Origin of the sequence: Neoroseomonas marina, assembly GCF_012927745.1 — a bacterium.
Classification (GTDB): domain Bacteria; phylum Pseudomonadota; class Alphaproteobacteria; order Acetobacterales; family Acetobacteraceae; genus Neoroseomonas; species Neoroseomonas marina.
On sequence record NZ_JABBKX010000001.1, the window covers coordinates 23,990 to 40,218 of the forward strand.

The 16,229-nt window shown below is 71.9% G+C and carries 14 protein-coding genes; 9 read left to right on the top strand and 5 right to left on the bottom strand.

Going from position 1 to position 16,229, the window contains the following annotated elements:
* Nucleotides 1-21 precede the first annotated feature (21 nt).
* The 6 genes from GWK16_RS00145 (at nucleotide 22) to rpmG (ending at nucleotide 9,409) form a co-directional block, all read left to right on the top strand.
* Nucleotides 22-1,251, top strand: a complete 1,230-nt coding sequence (locus GWK16_RS00145) for an MFS transporter (RefSeq protein ID WP_170051962.1) — start codon at nucleotides 22-24, stop codon at nucleotides 1,249-1,251.
* 156 nt (nucleotides 1,252-1,407) lie between these two features.
* A complete protein-coding gene (gene dprA, locus GWK16_RS00150) occupies nucleotides 1,408-2,511 on the top strand; it encodes a DNA-processing protein DprA (RefSeq protein WP_170051963.1) in 1,104 nt (367 codons plus the stop codon).
* An 11-nt stretch (nucleotides 2,512-2,522) separates the two neighbouring features.
* Nucleotides 2,523-5,219, top strand: a complete 2,697-nt coding sequence (gene topA, locus GWK16_RS00155) for a type I DNA topoisomerase (protein ID WP_170052836.1) — start codon at nucleotides 2,523-2,525, stop codon at nucleotides 5,217-5,219.
* The gene (gene rnr / locus GWK16_RS00160; RefSeq protein WP_170051964.1) at nucleotides 5,219-7,624 is read left to right on the top strand and encodes a ribonuclease R; all 2,406 of its coding nucleotides are present in this window, start codon (nucleotides 5,219-5,221) and stop codon (nucleotides 7,622-7,624) included. Before topA ends, rnr begins: the two co-directional genes overlap by 1 nt.
* A gap of 74 nt (nucleotides 7,625-7,698) precedes the next feature.
* The gene (locus tag GWK16_RS00165) at nucleotides 7,699-9,129 is read left to right on the top strand and encodes a S41 family peptidase (protein ID WP_170051965.1); all 1,431 of its coding nucleotides are present in this window, start codon (nucleotides 7,699-7,701) and stop codon (nucleotides 9,127-9,129) included.
* A gap of 112 nt (nucleotides 9,130-9,241) precedes the next feature.
* Nucleotides 9,242-9,409: a 50S ribosomal protein L33 gene (gene rpmG / locus GWK16_RS00170; RefSeq protein ID WP_168041378.1), complete on the top strand. Its 168-nt coding sequence runs from the start codon at nucleotides 9,242-9,244 to the stop codon at nucleotides 9,407-9,409.
* A 21-nt stretch (nucleotides 9,410-9,430) separates the two neighbouring features.
* On the opposite strand, the gene GWK16_RS00175 is transcribed toward rpmG, so the two are convergent.
* Nucleotides 9,431-10,804 carry a PleD family two-component system response regulator gene (locus GWK16_RS00175; protein ID WP_170051966.1) on the bottom strand — a complete coding sequence of 458 codons (1,374 nt, stop codon included), beginning with the start codon at nucleotides 10,802-10,804 and terminating at the stop codon, nucleotides 9,431-9,433.
* Between the two features lie 116 nt (nucleotides 10,805-10,920).
* Here GWK16_RS00175 and GWK16_RS00180 point away from each other — a divergent pair, with 116 nt between their 5' ends.
* Nucleotides 10,921-11,520, top strand: a complete 600-nt coding sequence (locus GWK16_RS00180; protein WP_170051967.1) for a class I SAM-dependent methyltransferase — start codon at nucleotides 10,921-10,923, stop codon at nucleotides 11,518-11,520.
* A gap of 103 nt (nucleotides 11,521-11,623) precedes the next feature.
* Here GWK16_RS00180 and GWK16_RS00185 read toward each other — a convergent pair whose 3' ends face one another.
* Nucleotides 11,624-12,265, bottom strand: a complete 642-nt coding sequence (locus GWK16_RS00185; RefSeq protein WP_170051968.1) for a VOC family protein — start codon at nucleotides 12,263-12,265, stop codon at nucleotides 11,624-11,626.
* Nucleotides 12,266-12,300: 35 nt separating this feature from the next.
* Complete coding sequence (locus GWK16_RS00190) at nucleotides 12,301-13,008, bottom strand: glutathione S-transferase family protein (protein WP_170051969.1); 708 nt, start codon at nucleotides 13,006-13,008, stop codon at nucleotides 12,301-12,303.
* A gap of 153 nt (nucleotides 13,009-13,161) precedes the next feature.
* On the opposite strand from GWK16_RS00190, the gene GWK16_RS00195 reads away from it, so the two are divergent.
* Complete coding sequence (locus GWK16_RS00195; RefSeq protein ID WP_170051970.1) at nucleotides 13,162-13,803, top strand: DapH/DapD/GlmU-related protein; 642 nt, start codon at nucleotides 13,162-13,164, stop codon at nucleotides 13,801-13,803.
* On the opposite strand, the gene galE is transcribed toward GWK16_RS00195, so the two are convergent.
* Entirely contained in the window at nucleotides 13,785-14,780 is a 996-nt protein-coding gene (gene galE, locus GWK16_RS00200) for a UDP-glucose 4-epimerase GalE (protein WP_170051971.1), read from the bottom strand. The genes GWK16_RS00195 and galE overlap by 19 nt on opposite strands.
* Nucleotides 14,781-14,852: 72 nt before the next feature.
* On the opposite strand from galE, the gene mepA reads away from it, so the two are divergent.
* Nucleotides 14,853-15,692 (top strand): penicillin-insensitive murein endopeptidase, encoded by an 840-nt coding sequence (gene mepA / locus GWK16_RS00205; RefSeq protein ID WP_170051972.1) that lies wholly within the window; start codon nucleotides 14,853-14,855, stop codon nucleotides 15,690-15,692.
* Nucleotides 15,693-15,696: 4 nt separating this feature from the next.
* On the opposite strand, the gene GWK16_RS00210 is transcribed toward mepA, so the two are convergent.
* Nucleotides 15,697-16,173 (bottom strand): DUF882 domain-containing protein, encoded by a 477-nt coding sequence (locus GWK16_RS00210; RefSeq protein WP_338144360.1) that lies wholly within the window; start codon nucleotides 16,171-16,173, stop codon nucleotides 15,697-15,699.
* Nucleotides 16,174-16,229 lie beyond the last annotated feature (56 nt).

Below are 16,229 nucleotides of genomic sequence, written 5' to 3' on the forward strand. Positions count from 1 at the left end.
GCGACCGGACATATCCCGGCCATGCACGGACCAACCCGACCCTTCCACGGCTGGCGCGTCGTCGCCGGCGCCTTCGTCGTCGCCGTCTTCGGATGGGGCCTCGGCTTCTATGGGCCGCCCGTCTACCTGCATGCGGTGACGGCCGCGCGGGGGTGGCCGGTGGCGCTCGTCTCGGCGGCGATCACGGTGCACTACCTGGCGGGCGCCGGGCTCGTGGCGATGCTGCCGCGGCTCTATGCGCGCTGGGGGCTGGCGACGGTGACGCGGGTGGGAACCGTCGCGCTCGCGGTCGGGCTGTGCGGCTGGGCAGCGGCCGAGGAACCCTGGCAGTTGTTCGCCGCCACGCTGCTGACCGGCGGCGGATGGGTGACGCTCGGCGCGGCGGCGATCAACGCCATGGTCGCCCCCTGGTTCGTGCGGCTGCGGCCGAAGGCGCTGTCGTCGGCCTACAACGGGGCGAGCGTCGGGGGGATCGTCTTCTCCCCGCTCTGGGTCCTGCTGATCGAGCGGTTCGGCTTCCTGGCCGCGACGGCTGCGGTCGGCCTCGCGGCGATCGTGGTCGTGGGCTGGCTGATGGTGCGCGTCGTGGCGGTGACGCCGGACGATCTCGGGCAGGTCCCGGATGGCGAGGCGGCCGCCGCGGCTGCCGGCACCGGCGCGGAGGTCGCGGCGCTGCCCGGACCCCTGCTGTGGCGCGACCGGTCCTTCCGCAGCCTGGCGGCCGGCATGTCGCTCGGCCTCTTCGCGCAGATCGGACTGCTGGCGCACCTGTTCTCGTTGATCGCGGGACCGCTGGGGCCGGGGCTCGCCGGGGTGGTTGCGGGGCTTGCGACGGTCGCGGCCATCCTCGGCCGGACGCTGTTCGGCTGGCTGATGCCGGCCGGGGCGGACCGCCGGCGCTGGGCCTGCGCGAGCTACGCGGTGCAGGCGGCGGGCGTTGTCGTGCTGCTGGCCTCGGGGCTCGAGGGACCGGTGGCGATCCTGACCGGCGTGCTGCTGTTCGGCTTCGGTATCGGCAATGCGACCTCGCTGCCGCCGCTGATCGCGCAGGCGGAGTTCCGGCGGGAGGATGTGGCACGCGCCGTGCCGATGATCGTCGCCGTGGCCCAGGCGACCTACGCCTTCGCCCCGGCGGCGTTCGGCCTGGTGCGCGGCTGGTCCGGCCCCGGCGCGGAGGCGATGCTGGTCCTGACCCTTGTCGTGCAGGCCCTGGCGGTCGTGGCCTTCCTGGCCGGTCGCCGTCGCGGATAATCTACCCAAGGTAGAATTACCCGACTAATTTCTCGCCATGACGATTCCGGGCGGGGTCCGGGGTGCGCCGCGCACCCCGGTGACTAAGGCACCCGTGGCAGATGCGTTCGCCTGCCGCGGGCGGCGGGCGTGGGGGCAGCGCCCCCACGAACCGCGATGACGCGCGACGTCCTCGCCATGCTGCGCCTGGCGCGCACGGATGGCGTCGGTCCGATGACCTTCCGGCGCCTGATGGCGCGGCACCGGGACGGCACCGCGGCCTTGGCAGCCCTGCCGTCCCTGAACCGGGGGCTCGAGGCCTGTGCCGAGGCGGATGCGAAGCGCGAGATGACCGCGCTGGCCCGCCTCGGTGGTCGTTTCGTCTTCCTCGATGACCCGCTCTACCCGCCGCTCTTGGCGCTGCTGCCCGATGCGCCGCCGGTGCTGGCGGTGCTCGGCGATGCCTCATTGCTCGCCGCACCGGCGGTCGCCGTGGTCGGCGCGCGCAACGCATCCTCCGCCGGTCGACGCGTGGCGGAGGAACTATCGGAAGCCCTGGCCGCCAAGGGCCTGACGGTCGTGTCGGGCCTCGCCCGCGGCATCGACACCGCCGCGCACGACGGCGCGCTGCGGAGCGGCGGGACCATCGCCGTGCTGCCCGGCGGCGTGGACGTCCCCTACCCGCCCGAGAATGCCGCGCTCGTCGCGCGCATCGCCGATCGCGGCGCGGTGGTCAGCGAGACGCCTCTCGGCACCGCGCCGCTGAACCGCCACTTCCCGAAGCGCAACCGGATCGTCGCCGGGCTGTCGCTCGGCGTGGTGGTGGTGGAGGCCGCGCACCGGTCCGGCACGCTGATCACCGCGCGGCTCGCACTCGAGCATGGGCGGGAGGTCTTCGCCGTCCCCGGCAGCCCGCTCGACCCGCGCTGCCGGGGCTCGAACGACCTGCTGCGCCAGGGCGCGCACCTGACCGAGACCGCCGAGGACGTCCTGGAACACCTCCCCGACGCCCCCCGCGAAGCCCCCCTCTTCGACCCCGCCCGGATGGCCCCCCGGGGGCCGGAAAGCCCGGAAACCGCCCCGGACCCGCTCGGCCCGCCCCCGGAAGGGGCCGCCGAAATCATTGAATTGATTGGATTGTCGCCAGTATCGGTTGACGAGGTGCTGCGGCGCTGCCACCTGACTGCCCCCGAACTCCAGGCCGTGCTGACGGATCTGGAGCTCGAAGGCCGGGTGGAACTGCTGCCGGGCCATCGCGTCATGCGATCTGCGAACGGGTGATCCTCAATCCAATGTCGGACGTCGTCGTCGTCGAATCCCCGGCCAAGGCCAAGACGATCGAGAAGTATCTCGGGCGGGATTTCACCGTGCTCGCCTCCTTCGGCCATGTCCGCGACCTGGAGGAGAAGGACGGCGCCGTCCTGCCCGACCAGGACTTCGCCATGGTCTGGGGCAAGGACGGACGCGGCGAGGCGCAGGTCGCCAAGATCGCCACCGCGCTGAAGGGCGCGAAGCGCCTCTTCCTCGCCACCGACCCGGATCGCGAGGGCGAGGCGATCTCCTGGCACGTCAAGGACATGCTCGGCAGCCGCGGGGCGCTGAAGGGCAAGGACGTCCGCCGCATCACCTTCAACGAGATCACCAAGCGCGCGGTGCAGCACGCGGTCGCCCATCCGCGCGACCTCGACGTGCCGCTGATCGATGCCTACCTGGCGCGCCGCGCGCTCGACTACCTGGTGGGCTACACCCTCTCGCCCCTGCTGTGGCGCAAGCTGCCGGGCAGCCGGTCCGCGGGCCGCGTGCAGTCGGTCGCGCTGCGCCTGATCTGCGAGCGCGAGGCCGAGATCGAGGCCTTCAAGGCCCGCGAATACTGGACGCTGGAAGCGAAGTTCCAGACGCCGGCCGGCGCGCCCTTCACGGCGCGGCTGACGCATCTGGACGGCAAGAAGCTCGAGCAGTTCGACCTGCCGGACGCGGCGACGGCGCAGCGCGCCAAGGCGTTGGCCGAAGGCGGGACCTACGCCGTCGCCTCGGTCGAGAAGAAGCGCGTCCGGCGCAACCCGCCGCCGCCCTTCATGACCTCGACGCTGCAGATGGAAGCCAGCCGCAAGCTCGGCATGGGCGCGCAGCAGACCATGCGCACCGCCCAGCAGCTCTATGAGGCCGGGCACATCACCTACATGCGGACGGACGGCGTCTCGATGGCGCGGGAGGCGATGTTCGCCATCCGCGACCATGTGAAGGACGCCTTCGGGGCCGACTACCTGCCGCCCGCCCCGCGCGAGTACCAGACCAAGGCGAAGAACGCCCAGGAAGCGCACGAGGCGATCCGCCCGACCGACGTGACCCGCTCGCCCGAGAGCATGCAGGGCGAGTTGGAAGGCGCGCAGGCGCGGCTCTACGAACTCATCTGGAAGCGCGCCGTCGCGTCCCAGATGGCCGCGGCCGAGCTCGACCAGACCGCGGTCGACATCACCTCGGCCGATGGGAAGATCCGCTTCCGCGCCACCGGCTCGGTCGTCGCCTTCGACGGCTTCCTGAAGCTGTACCGGGAGGACGAGGACGACCGCGCCGCCGACCTGCGCGCCGGCCTCAAGCCCGCCGAACCGACCGAGGACGAGGACAGTCGTCTCCTCCCGCCCATGAAGGAGCGGGACCCGCTCAAGCGCGGCGACGTCACGGCGAGCCAGCACTTCACCCAACCGCCGCCACGGTATTCGGAAGCATCCCTGGTCAAGCGGCTCGAGGAACTCGGCATCGGCCGGCCCTCGACCTACGCCTCGATCCTGCAACGGCTGCAGGACCTGAAATACGTGACGCTCGAGAAGCGGCGCTTCATCGCGCAGGACCTCGGGCGGATGGTCACGACCTTCCTGGTCCGCTTCTTCGAACGCTACGTGGACACGGGCTTCACCTCCGCGATGGAGGAGAAACTCGACGAGATCTCCGCCGGCCAGACCGATTGGCGCGCGGTGATGCGGGCCTTCTGGAAGGATTTCTCGGCCGCGGTCGAGGCGACCAAGGATCTCAAGATCCGCGACGTCATCGACGCGCTGGACGAGGACCTCGGCCCGCACATCTTCCCCGAGCGTGCCGACGGCACCGACCCGCGGCTCTGCCCGACCTGCGGCAACGGGCGCCTGGGCCTGCGGCTCGGGCGCACCGGGGCCTTCATCGGCTGCTCGAACTACCCCGAATGCCGCTACACGCGGCCCTTCGGCGTGGATTCCGGCAATGCCGAGGCCGCGGGCGGCGACCAGGAGCTCGGCGAGGATCCGGCGACAGGGCAGAAGGTCACGCTCAAGCGCGGGCCCTACGGCTTCTACATCCAGCTCGGCGAGCCCGGGACGGATGCCAAGGGCAAGCCGACCAAGCCCAAGCGGACCAGCCTGCCGAACGGCGTCTCCCCGGATTCCGTCTCGCTCGACCAGGCGCTGGGCCTGCTGTCCCTGCCGCGGATCATTGGCGTCGATCCGGAAACGGGCGAGGAGATCACCGCGGGCCTCGGCCGCTTCGGCCCGTATGTCCGCTGCGGATCGGTGTTCAAGTCGCTCGACAAGGACGACGACGTGCTGACGGTCGGCATGAACCGCGCGCTGGCGCTGCTCGCCGATGCGCGGTCGCGGGTGCGCGAACTCGGACCGCATCCGAAGGACAAGGAACCGGTCGTGGTCCGCAAGGGCCGCTTCGGGCCCTATGCCCAGCACGGCAAGACGGTTGCGAACCTGCCGCGCGACGTGGCGATGGAAGACATCAGCCTCGAGGACGCCATCGCGCTGCTCGAGGAGAAGGGGAAGGCGCTGAAGCCGCGCGGCGCCGCCGGGCGCAAGGCCGCCGCAGCGAAGCCGGCCGCGCGCAAGGCGACGGACGGCGACGCCAAGGCCGCGCGCAAGCCGACCGCGGCGAAGACACCGGCCCGCAAGGCGGCCGCGAAAAAGCCCGCCGCCAAGGCCAAGGCGGCGCCGCGCGCCGGGAAGTCCCCCCGCTGATGCCCCGGCGCGGGCCGCCCGTGAAGGGCCACAAGGCCCGCGCCCGCAAGCCGGGCGCCGCCCCGTCCGCCGGCAGGGGCACGCCGCGCCACGCCGAGGACGCCACGCCCGGCCGGGACGCAGTCGAGGGTCCCGCCCGCGTCGCCAAGGCCCCGGCCAAGCCGCACCGCGCCGTGGCCAAGTCCGCCGCCGGCCCGCGCGCCAGCGCGAAGCGCCGCGCCGCCGCACGCAGCGACGAACCTGCCGCGTTGCCAAGCAAGGCCGAACTCCGCACCTTCCTCGCCTCGGCATCCGGGCGCGTCACCAAATCCGACATCGCGCGGCATTTCGGCCTGACCTCGGACCAGCGGCCTGCGCTGCGCGCGCTGATGCGCGACCTCGCCGCCGAGGGCGGCTCCGCGCCGGCCGGCAAGCGCGCCGTCATCCATCCGACACGCCTGCCCGAGATCGCCCCCGTCGAGGTCACCGGCACCGACCCCGACGGCGACCCGATCGCGCGGCCCGTCGCCTGGCAGGGCGAGGGCCGCCCGCCCGTCATCTACATGCGCCCCGAACCCAATGGGCATCCGGCGCTGACCGCCGGGGAACGCGTGCTCGCGCGTCTCAGGCCGATCGGTCCGGGCAAGTACGAAGGCCGCACCTTCAAGCGCATCGGCGGTGCGGCGCCGGCGCGCATCCTCGGCGTCTTCGAGGATGGCCGCATCATCCCCACCGACCGCCGCCAGAAGGGCATCTGGCAGGTGCCGCCCGGCGAGGAGAACGGCGCGAAACCCGGCGAGATCGTCTTCGCCGAGCCCCTGCCCTCCACCCGCCACCTCGGCCCCAAGCCCGCGCGCATCACCGAACGCCTCGGCGTCATGGGGGAACCGCGCTCGGTCTCGCTGGTGTGCATCCACGCCCATGGCATCCCCGACATCTTCCCGGCCGAGGCCGTGCAGCAGGCCGAGAAGGCGCGCGCCGTCGCCGCGCGCGGCCGCACCGACCTGCGCGACATCCCGCTGGTGACGATCGACGGGGAGGATGCGCGCGACTTCGACGACGCCGTCTTCGCCGAACCGGACGGCGATGGCTGGCGCGTCCTCGTCGCCATCGCGGACGTCGCGCATTACGTCACGCCCGGCAGCCATCTCGATCGCGAGGCCTGGGCGCGCGGCAATTCCGTCTATTTCCCCGATCGCGTCGTGCCGATGCTGCCCGAGGCGCTGTCCAACGGCTGGTGCAGCCTGCGTCCGAACGAGGAACGCGGCTGCCTCTATGTCGAGATGCGCTTCGACGCGCAGGGCCGGAAGCACGCCCACGCCTTCGGCCGCGGCCTGATGCGCTCCGCCGCCCGCCTGACCTACGAGCAGGTGCAGGAGGCCGCCGATGCCGGAACCGACCCGGCGTCGCTCGCCTCCGGCCATGTCGCGCGGCTCTACGGCGCCTTCCGCGCGCTGCTGGCGGCGCGGGAGAAGCGCGGCACGCTGGACCTCGACATGCCCGAGCGCCGGGTGGTCCTCGACAAGCAGGGCCGCGTCACGGCCGTGGTGCCGCGGGCGCGACTCGATTCGCACCGGCTGATCGAGGAGTTCATGGTCGCCGCGAATGTCTGCGCGGCGGAGGAACTCGAGCGCCTCATCCAGCCCTGCATGTACCGCGTCCACGACCGCCCGTCGGACCAGAAGCTCGAAGGGCTGCGGCAGTTCCTCGCGACCTTCGAGATCACCCTGCCCCCGGGCGGCAACCTGCATCCGCGCGACTTCGCCCGCGTGCTGGACAAGGTCCGTGGCACGCCGGAGGAACGCCTGGTCAACGAGGCCGTCCTGCGCGGCCAGTCCCAGGCGGCCTATTCGCCCGACAACATCGGTCATTTCGGCCTGGCACTCGCGCGCTACGCGCATTTCACCTCGCCGATCCGCCGCTATGCCGATCTGCTGGTGCATCGCGCGCTGATCCGCGGACTGAAGCTCGGCCCGGACGGGCTGCACGAGACGGAAGCCGCCCGCTTTCCGGACACCGCGGAGCACATCACGGCAACCGAACGACGTGCCGCGGCGGCGGAGCGCGACGCCGTCGACCGCTACCTCGCGGCCTTTATGGCACAACGAGTCGGAGAGTCGTTCGAAGCGCGCATTTCCGGGGTGACTCGCTTCGGTCTCTTCGTCACGCTGGAAGAGAACGGGGCGAGCGGGATCGTCCCACTCGGTTCTCTACCGGACGACAGATGGGACTTGGACGAGGCCACGCAGATGCTGGCCGGTCGCAGGACACGACTGACCTTCAGCCTGGGCCAGGCGGTGGAGGCCAGGCTTGCGGAGGCCACGCCGCGCACCGGCGGCATGGTGTTCCACATCATGCAGGGGCTGCCCGCCCGCGGTCGCGGCCGTCCGGCGCCCAAGGGGCGGCAGCGCGAGCGGCGGCACTGATCCTCGTCTTCCTGCTCCCCGGCCTCGCGGCCGCGCAGGAAGCCGTCCGCATCGCCCCCTACCCGCGCGAGGAAATGCGCCTCGTCCTCGGCACCGGCTTCGCCGCGATCCTGGAACGCCACCTCGAGGCCGCATCGCCGGCGGATCTCATCGTCTGGGCGCTGGCGGGCCTGACGGATATCGACCCGTCGCTGTCGTTGCGACGGTCCGGCCGGGACGTCACCCTGGCCGTCAGCGGCCGCGCGCTGCTGACTCGCACCGCGCCGGCGATGAACGGACCGGATGGCCCGGCGCGCGCCGGCGGCGCGGCGGCGGACGATCTGACGCGCTTCCAGGAAGCGGCCTGGGCGCAGTCGCAACTGTTGCGCCGCGCCGGCGCCCCGCGACTCATCGCCGAGAGTTTCGAGGGGATCTTCGCGCATCTCGATCCCTTCAGCCGCTACATCACGCCGGAGGAAGCGCAGGCCGCGCGCGAGCGCCGCACCGGCGAGGCGGGACTCGGCCTGCGCCTCGCGCCCGGCCGCGGCGCGGGCGCCGTCATCGCGGCCGTGTCCTCCAGCGGTCCTGCCGCGCGGGCGGGGCTGCGCATCGGGGACCGGGTGCTCGCGATCGATGGCCAGGCGCTGCGCACGCGCGACCCGGGCGTCGCGGCGGGACTCCTGGAAGGTCCGGCGGGCTCCGAAGTGCAGCTGCTGGTCCAGCAGGGCCGCACGCGGAAGGAAGTGCGGCTGGTGCGGACCCTCCCGATGGGCTCGCCGGTGACATCGGAGCGGCGGGACGACATCCTGGTGATCCGCATCCCCACCTTCTCGGCGCAGACCGATCGGCAGGTCGCCGCGGCGCTGCTCGGCGCCATCGCCCAGGGACGGCCCCGCGGGGTCGTGCTCGACCTGCGGGGCAATCGCGGCGGATTGCTCTCCCAGGCCGCGGCCGTGGCCGACATCTTCCTCGGCGAAGGGGAGGCGTTCCGCACCATCGGCCGGCACCCCGACGCCAGCCGCATCTACGTCACGACCGGTCCCGACATCACAGACGGCCTGCCGGTGGTCACCCTGGTGGACGGCCGCACGGCCTCCTCCGCCGAGATCCTGGCCGCGGCCCTGGGCGATCGCGGACGGGCGGCGGTCGCAGGCACCGTCACCATGGGCAAGGGAACGGTGCAGGTCGTGATACCCCTGCCCGATGGCGGGGAACTGCTGATCTCGTGGTCGCGCCTCGTGATGCCGGCCGGGTGGCCGCTGCAGTTGGTGGGCGTGATCCCCGGTCTGTGCACCGCCGGCGGGCCGGAGCGGACCGCCGTGAACCTCGCCGCGCTGCAGGCCGGCGCGCGTCCGATGGGGCCGGTCCAGGCCGCGGAACGCGCCCTGCGCCTGCCGGTCCGGGAAGCCGAGGCCGAGCGGCTACGCGCCGCCTGCCCCCCCGGGGATGCGACCGAGTCGGAACTCGCCGCGGCCCGCGCCCTGGCGGCCGATCCCTTCGCCATTGTCGCCGCCCTGCCCCGCTGAGGATATTCCGGCGGCGTCAGGCCGTGCTTCCGCTTGACTGGCGCGCGGCGGACGCTAGTTTCCGGTCCCTCGCACCCGGGGCCCCTTGGCCTGCGGGCCACGGAGTTTTGTCATGGCCAAGTCCAACACGATCCTGATCCGCCTCGTGAGCAGCGCCGACACCGGCTACTTCTACGTGACGAAGAAGAACACGCGCACGATGACCTCCAAGATGGAGAAGAAGAAGTACGACCCGGTCGCGCGCAAGCACGTCGTCTTCCGCGAAGCCAAGATCAAGTGATTGGAAGGCCGGGGCGCCGCCTCAGCGCGCCTCGGCCCCTCGGTCCTCCAGGACCGCCTTCTCCACGCGGTTACGACCGCGATCCTTGGCGCGGTACAGCGCGGCATCGGCCGCAGCGATCAGCTGTTCCGGGTTATCGCCGTCTTCCGACACCGCCGCGCCCACACTGATCGTCACCGGCAGCGACAGCCCCGGCGCCGTCACCGGCTCGCCGGCGATCGACGCGCGCAGTCGCTCCGCCACGGCGAGGACTTCCTCCTCGCCCGCAGCGGCGATCACCACCATGAACTCCTCGCCCCCGTAGCGCGCGACGACGTCCACGGCGCGCAGGTGCTCGCGCAGCCGCGACGCGACCTCCCGCAGGGCGATGTCGCCGACGGCGTGGCCGTAGCGGTCGTTCAGCGGCTTGAAACGGTCCACATCGATCAGCAGCACGGCCGCCGGCGCACCCGAGGCCAGCAGCTGGTCGAGATGCCGGCGCACATACCGCCGGTTCCGAAGGCCGGTCAGCGGATCGGTCACCGCCAGCTCCAGAGAGCGGTCGAGGCTGTCGCGCAGCAATTCCTGATACCGCCGCCGGCGCAGCTGGTTGCGGATGCGCGCCCGCAGTTCCGGGGCGTCCACCGGGCGCATGACATGATCGCTGGCGCCGAGATCGAAGGCCCGCAGCAGGGACTGGCGCTGCTCTTCGGCCGCCAGCATGACCAGCGGCATGTCCCGGCTTTCGGTCCGCGCGCGGAGCCGGGAGGTGAGCCGCAGCGCATCCCCGCCGGCCAGTGGCAGGCTCAGCAGCGCCAGGTCGTGCTCGTCGTCCTGCAGGCGTTCCCAGGCGGAGGCTTCGTCCGGCGCATGTTCCACCAGCACGCCATCGGGCGCGAGCGCGGCCGCGACGGCTGCCGCCTCGCCCGGCACCCCGCCGGCAAAGAGCAGGCGTGACCCGAGCGACACCTCGGCGGGCGGCTCGGCCGGTTCGACGCCGAGTTCGCGCACGGTGTCGGCACGCAGGCGCCACGCATCGAGCACCTGCTTCACGCGCAGCAGGGCGCGGAGCCGCGCCAGCAGCAGCGCCGTGTCCACCGGCTTCGAGAGGAAATCGTCGGCCCCTGCCTCGAGACCGCGGACGCGCTCGACCTGTTCGACCAGGGCCGTGACCATCACCACGGGGATATGGGCGGTGTTGGTCTGCGACTTCAGGCGCCGGCAGACCTCGTAGCCGTCCATGCCGGGCATCATCACGTCGAGCAGCACGACGTCGGGGGCCCAGGCGGAGCACAGGGCGAGCGCCTCCGGCCCGGACGCCGCCAGCGCGACCTCGAAATACTCGGCGCGGAGCTTCGCCTCGAGCAGGCGGAGATTCGCCGGCACGTCGTCGACGACGAGGATGCGGGCCGTCATGGCGACCGTCCCTCGTGAGCGCCACCGAACGGTAACTGGCCGCCCCGGGATGCGCGACCTATCACCGGATGGATGACAACCCGTTGAATCGTCATCATTTCGTCACGGAGAGAGGCATGTCGGGCATCATACTCGGAAACCGGTCGGAAGGTGGTGCGGCGGGCGGCGCGGCACTGTTCTTCCGCCGCTGGCTCGCCAATCCGCTGCAGATGGGTTCGGTCGTCCCCTCCTCCCCGGCGCTCGGGCGCCGCATCGCGGCGCTGGTCGAACGCGGGGCCGATGAGGTCGTCGTGGAACTCGGCGCCGGAACCGGCGCCATCTCGCGCGCCCTGCTTGCGGGAGGCGTGCCGCCCGACCGCCTGGTCGTGGTCGAGATCGTGCCCGACATGGCCGAGCACCTGGCCCGCACGCTTCCCGGCGTCACGGTCGTGTCGAGCGATGCCTTCGCCCTGCCGGAAGCCCTGCCGACCGCGCTGCACGGCAAGGTGGGCACGGCGATCTGCGGAATCCCCCTGGTGCTGCTGCCGATCGAGCAGCAAAGACGCTTCGTCGCTGCCGTCGAGGCTGTGGCCCCGGGACGTGGCTTCCTGCTCTACAGCTATTGCGTGACGTCGCCCCTGCCGATGAAGGCCCTCGGCCTCACCGGCCGCCGGGAGGCATGGACGCCGGTGAACTTCCCGCCGGCCAGCGTCTGGCGATACCGTCCGGCCGTGTGAAGGCGCCATACCACTCCTCGCATGCGGTGGCGCATTGCGCCGCCGCACGAGTCTACACAGGCAAGTTCACCAGGATATGAAAAGGTTAGTGATCGCGATTCCGTCAGGCGCTCGTCAGGGTCACTTCACGCCCGTCACGGCCCCGGAGATGCGCGATCAGCCGCGGGTGCGGGCTCTGGCGCACCTTCACCGCATCGCCCAGCCCCCGCGCCGTCAAGGAGGAGCGGACCGCTACCGCGTCGGGGTGTTCGGCCTCGAGCCCCGTCAGGCGCCACCCCGAATCCTTGATGTGCTTCGCCGCGCGCTCGCCATCCCACTGAATGAGCGGCGGGATGAGGTTGTCCATGTCCTGCCGCTGCGGCGGGAAGGCCATGCGCCACGACAGGTTGCCGCGCGTCATGGCGCGGATCTCCCCCGCATGGGACGGCCCGAGCCGCGCGACCACGGCATCGAGGGCCGGCGTCGAGGCGACATAGGCGATCAGTCGCGGCTCGGCCTCCAGCGCCGTCCTGAGCGATGCGTCATCGAGGTCGAAGGGCCGCGCATGCGGCGGGTCGGGCTGCGCCGGATCCGGTGCGATCACCTCGATGTAGCAGTTCGCCCCCATGCCCAGCAGCATGTTGTGCGTGCCGACGCCCGGATGCGCGCCGCCCTTCGAGGGCTTCACGCCCAGCAGTTCCTCGATGTAGCGCGCACCTTCGTCGAGCGTGCGCGCACCGATGACGATATGGTCGATCTCGGCCATGTGGTTCCTGGCGTCCGTGTTGGTCCGGGGACGGGTCAGCGTACCGCGAACTGGGTCTTGCCGAACATGATCTCCCGCTCGGCGTCGGTCATGGTGCCGCGGCGCTGGTTCTCCGCCAGGACCGCGACGCCGCGCTGCACGGCGGGGCGGGCGGCGATGGCATCGTGCCAGCGCTTGACGTTGGGATATTGACCGAGATCAACGTTGCGCCGGTCCGGGTTCCGGATCCAGGGAAAGGTCGCGATGTCGGCGATCGAATAGTCCGGCCCGGCCAGGTAGGCGCTTTCGCCGAGCCGCTTGTCGAGCACGCGGTGCAGGCGCGCGACCTCGTTCGTATAGCGCTCGATGGCGTAGGGCAGCTTTTCCGCCGCGTAGTTCGCGAAGTGGTTGTACTGGCCGAACATCGGCCCGACGCCGCCCATCTGGAACATCACCCATTGCAGGCAGCGATAACGGGTCGCCGGATCCTTCGGCAGGAGGTCCGACGCTGCCTTCTCTGCAAGGTAGATCAGGATCGCGCCGCTCTCGAACAGGCTGAACCGCTCGCCCCCCGGGCCTCCCGGATCGACGATGGCGGGGATGCGGTGGTTGGGCGTGATCGCGAGGAACTCGGGGCGGAACTGCTCGCCCTTGCCGATCGCGACGGGCACGATCGTGTAGGGCAGCCCGATCTCCTCGAGCATGATGTGGACCTTGTGGCCGTTGGGCGTCGGCCAGGTCCAGACCTCAATGGGGGCGGGCATGGAAGTCTCCTCGGGTCGTTCCACCCACGATGGGCACGCCTCGGCGGGGACGCAAGGCGGCCGTGACGATGGGATGAAACCCGTCCGCCAGCGGATGGCGGCGCGGGTCCTCCGCATTGACCCGGGCGCGCCGCGGGCGCCCATTCCCGGCCCATGGACCAGCCCGCCCCGCGCCCGAAGCTCGCCGAGACCTTCATCCACCCAAGCGCGAAGCTGCGCGAGGCCATGATCGGCGCGCGCTGCGAGATCCTCGAACGCTGCGCGGTCTCCTACGCGACGCTCGGCGACTACTCGTACCTCGGCCATGACTGCCAGGTCGCGGATGCGGAGATCGGGAAGTTCTGCGCCATCGCCGCGCAGGTGCGCATCGGCCCGCCGAACCATCCGATGGAGCGGCCGTCGCAGCACCGCTTCACCTACTGCCCGGAATACTACGACGCGACGAAGCAGCGCGACGCCGCCTTCTTCGCAGCCCGGCGCGCGGCGCGCACGCGCATCGGCAACGATGTATGGATCGGGCACGGGGTGACGGTGCTCGCCGGTGTCTCGGTCGGCGATGGTGCGGTGCTCGCCGCCGGCGCGGTGGTCGCGAAGGACGTGCCGCCCTATGCCATCGTCGGCGGCGTGCCGGCGCGCGCGATCCGCGCGCGCTTCCCCGCGGAGATCGCCGCGCGGCTGCAGCGCATCGCCTGGTGGGACTGGCCCTTCGAGGCCATCATGGAGCGCCTCGGGGAATTCCAGTCAGGCGATGTCGCGGCCTTCTGCGACCGCTGGGATCAGCCGCGGTCGCCGTAGCCCTTGGGGTGCGCCTCGCGCCACGCCCAGGCGGTGCGGACGATCTCGTCCAGCGAACCATGCTTCGGCGTCCAGCCGGTCTCGGCGCGCAGCCGGTCCGACGCGGCGACGAGGATCGCCGGATCGCCCGCGCGGCGTGGGCCCATGGCATGCGGCACCGCGCGGCCGCCGACGCGCTCCACCGCCGCGATCACCTCCTTGACCGAGGCGCCGTGGCCGCTGCCGACATTGTACCGGCAGGAGCCATGCGTCTCGAGCCGCGCCAGCGCCGCGATGTGCGCCTCCGCGAGGTCGGTGACATGGACGTAGTCGCGGATGCAGGTGCCGTCCGGCGTCGCGTAGTCGTCGCCGAAGATGGTCAGCGCCGGACGGCGACCGAGCGCGGCATCGATCGCAAGCGGCACCAGATGCGTCTCGGGGTCGTGGTCCTCGCCCGCCCGGCCGGCGGGATCGGAACCCGCGGCGTTGAAGTAGCGCAGCGTGGCGAATCGCAGGCCGTGGATGCGCCCCGCCCAGGCGAGACCTTCCTCGACCATCCGCTTGCTGTCGCCATAGGGATTCGACGGGGCGATGCGACAGTCCTCGTCGATCGGCACGCGATCGGGGTCGCCGAACAGCGCGGCCGTGGACGACAGCACGAAGCGAAGGCAGCCCGCCTTGATCGCCGCCTCCGCCAGGCGGAGCGAATGCGCGACATTCTCGGCGATGTAGTGCAGCGGCTCGCGCATGCTCGCACCGACGATCGACAGGGCGGCGAAATGCAGCACCGCGTCGAAGCGCCAGGTGGCGAAGACCTCCGCGACGCGCCGGGTGTCGGCCAGTTCCGCCTCGACGAGCGTGGCCGCCGACGGAACGGCGGCGCGATGGCCCTGGGTGAGGTTGTCGAGCACGACGACTTCGTGCCCGCGATCGAGAAGTGCCAGCACCGCGTGGCTGCCGACGAAGCCGGCGCCGCCGGTGACGAGATAACGCGCCAAGTCGATCCTCCGGGACCGCAATCACGATGACGGGCATTTCCGCCCCGCCGCCATCTGCTCTAGCAATCGGGCATGGGCAAGGCAGCGCTGAGCGCAATTCTTACGTTGATCCTCTCCGGCGCCGCGGTGGCGCAGGGGATCACGCGGGCGGAACTCTGGGGCGCGGCGCCGACGCCCGCCCCGGGGCCGGCGCGGATCGTCGGCAGCGCGGGGCTCGGCTGCATCGCCGGCGCGGTACAACTGCCCGATCATGGGCCGGGCTGGCAGGCGGTGAACACCGGCCGCAACCGGCACTGGGGCCATCCGGCGATGGTCGCCTGGCTGACCACCTTCGCGCAGCGCGCGCGGGCGGCGGGATTTCCCGACCTCTGGATGGGGGACATCTCCCAGCCACGCGGCGGGCCGATGACCTACGGCCATGCCAGCCACCAGATCGGCATCGATGCCGACATCTGGCTGGACCTGTCCGTGAAGCCCCTGCTGCCGACCGCGCAGCGGGAGGGCATCCAGCCCGCCTCGCTCGTGTTGCCGGACGGGTCGGGCGTCGATCCGCGCCGCTTCACCGAACGTCATGCGGCGCTGATCCGGCTGGCCGCCGAACAGCCCGGGATCGACCGGCTGCTGGTCCATGCGGCGATCAAGCGGGAACTCTGCCGCCGTCATGCCGGCGAGCCCTGGCTGCGCCGCGTGCGGCCCTGGTGGGGGCACGATTCCCACATGCATATCCGCCTGCCCTGCCCGGCCGGCCAGGCGGAGTGCACCGGCGCGCCGCCGCCCCCGCCGCCCGGCGATGGCTGCGATGCGAGCCTCGACTGGTGGTTCTCGGCCGAGGCACGCGCCCCGCGGCCGCGGCGCCAGGGCCCGGCGCCGCAACTGGCCGCGGCCTGCGCCGGGGTGCTGAACGCGCGCTAGGCGCCTACCAGCGCCGCGCCGGCCCGCAATCGAGGTGGACGAAGCCGTCGCGGCGATAGAGCCCGACGCCGCCGATCTGCATGTCCGCCGCCAGCCGCGCGATGGCGATCGCCTGGCGCCCGGGCAGGCGCACATCCGCGGCCATCCCCGACATGTGCAGCGACACGCGGGAGACGCGCCGCGACTGCCGCGCGCGGGCGGCATTCGTCTCGGGCGCGCGGTAGCCGCTGATGACCTCGAAGGATTCGTCGGAATCGAGGCGCGTCGCGACGACGTTCAGCACGTCGAACAGGCGGGGATCCATCGGCGTGGTTTCGTCCATGGACGGGTCGCGCAGCACGACGTCGAGGCGCCGCAGCGCATCCCGGTCGTAACGGCCGTCGCGCCAATAGACGCCTTCGAAGGATTCGCCGGTCTGCACCCGCTTGATGCGGACGACCCGGGTGCCGCCCATCTGGGCCTGCACCGCGGCGGGGGTCACGGCCAGGGCGGCAAGCCCGCCCAGCGCCGCCCTGATGACCTCACGCCGGTTCGGCG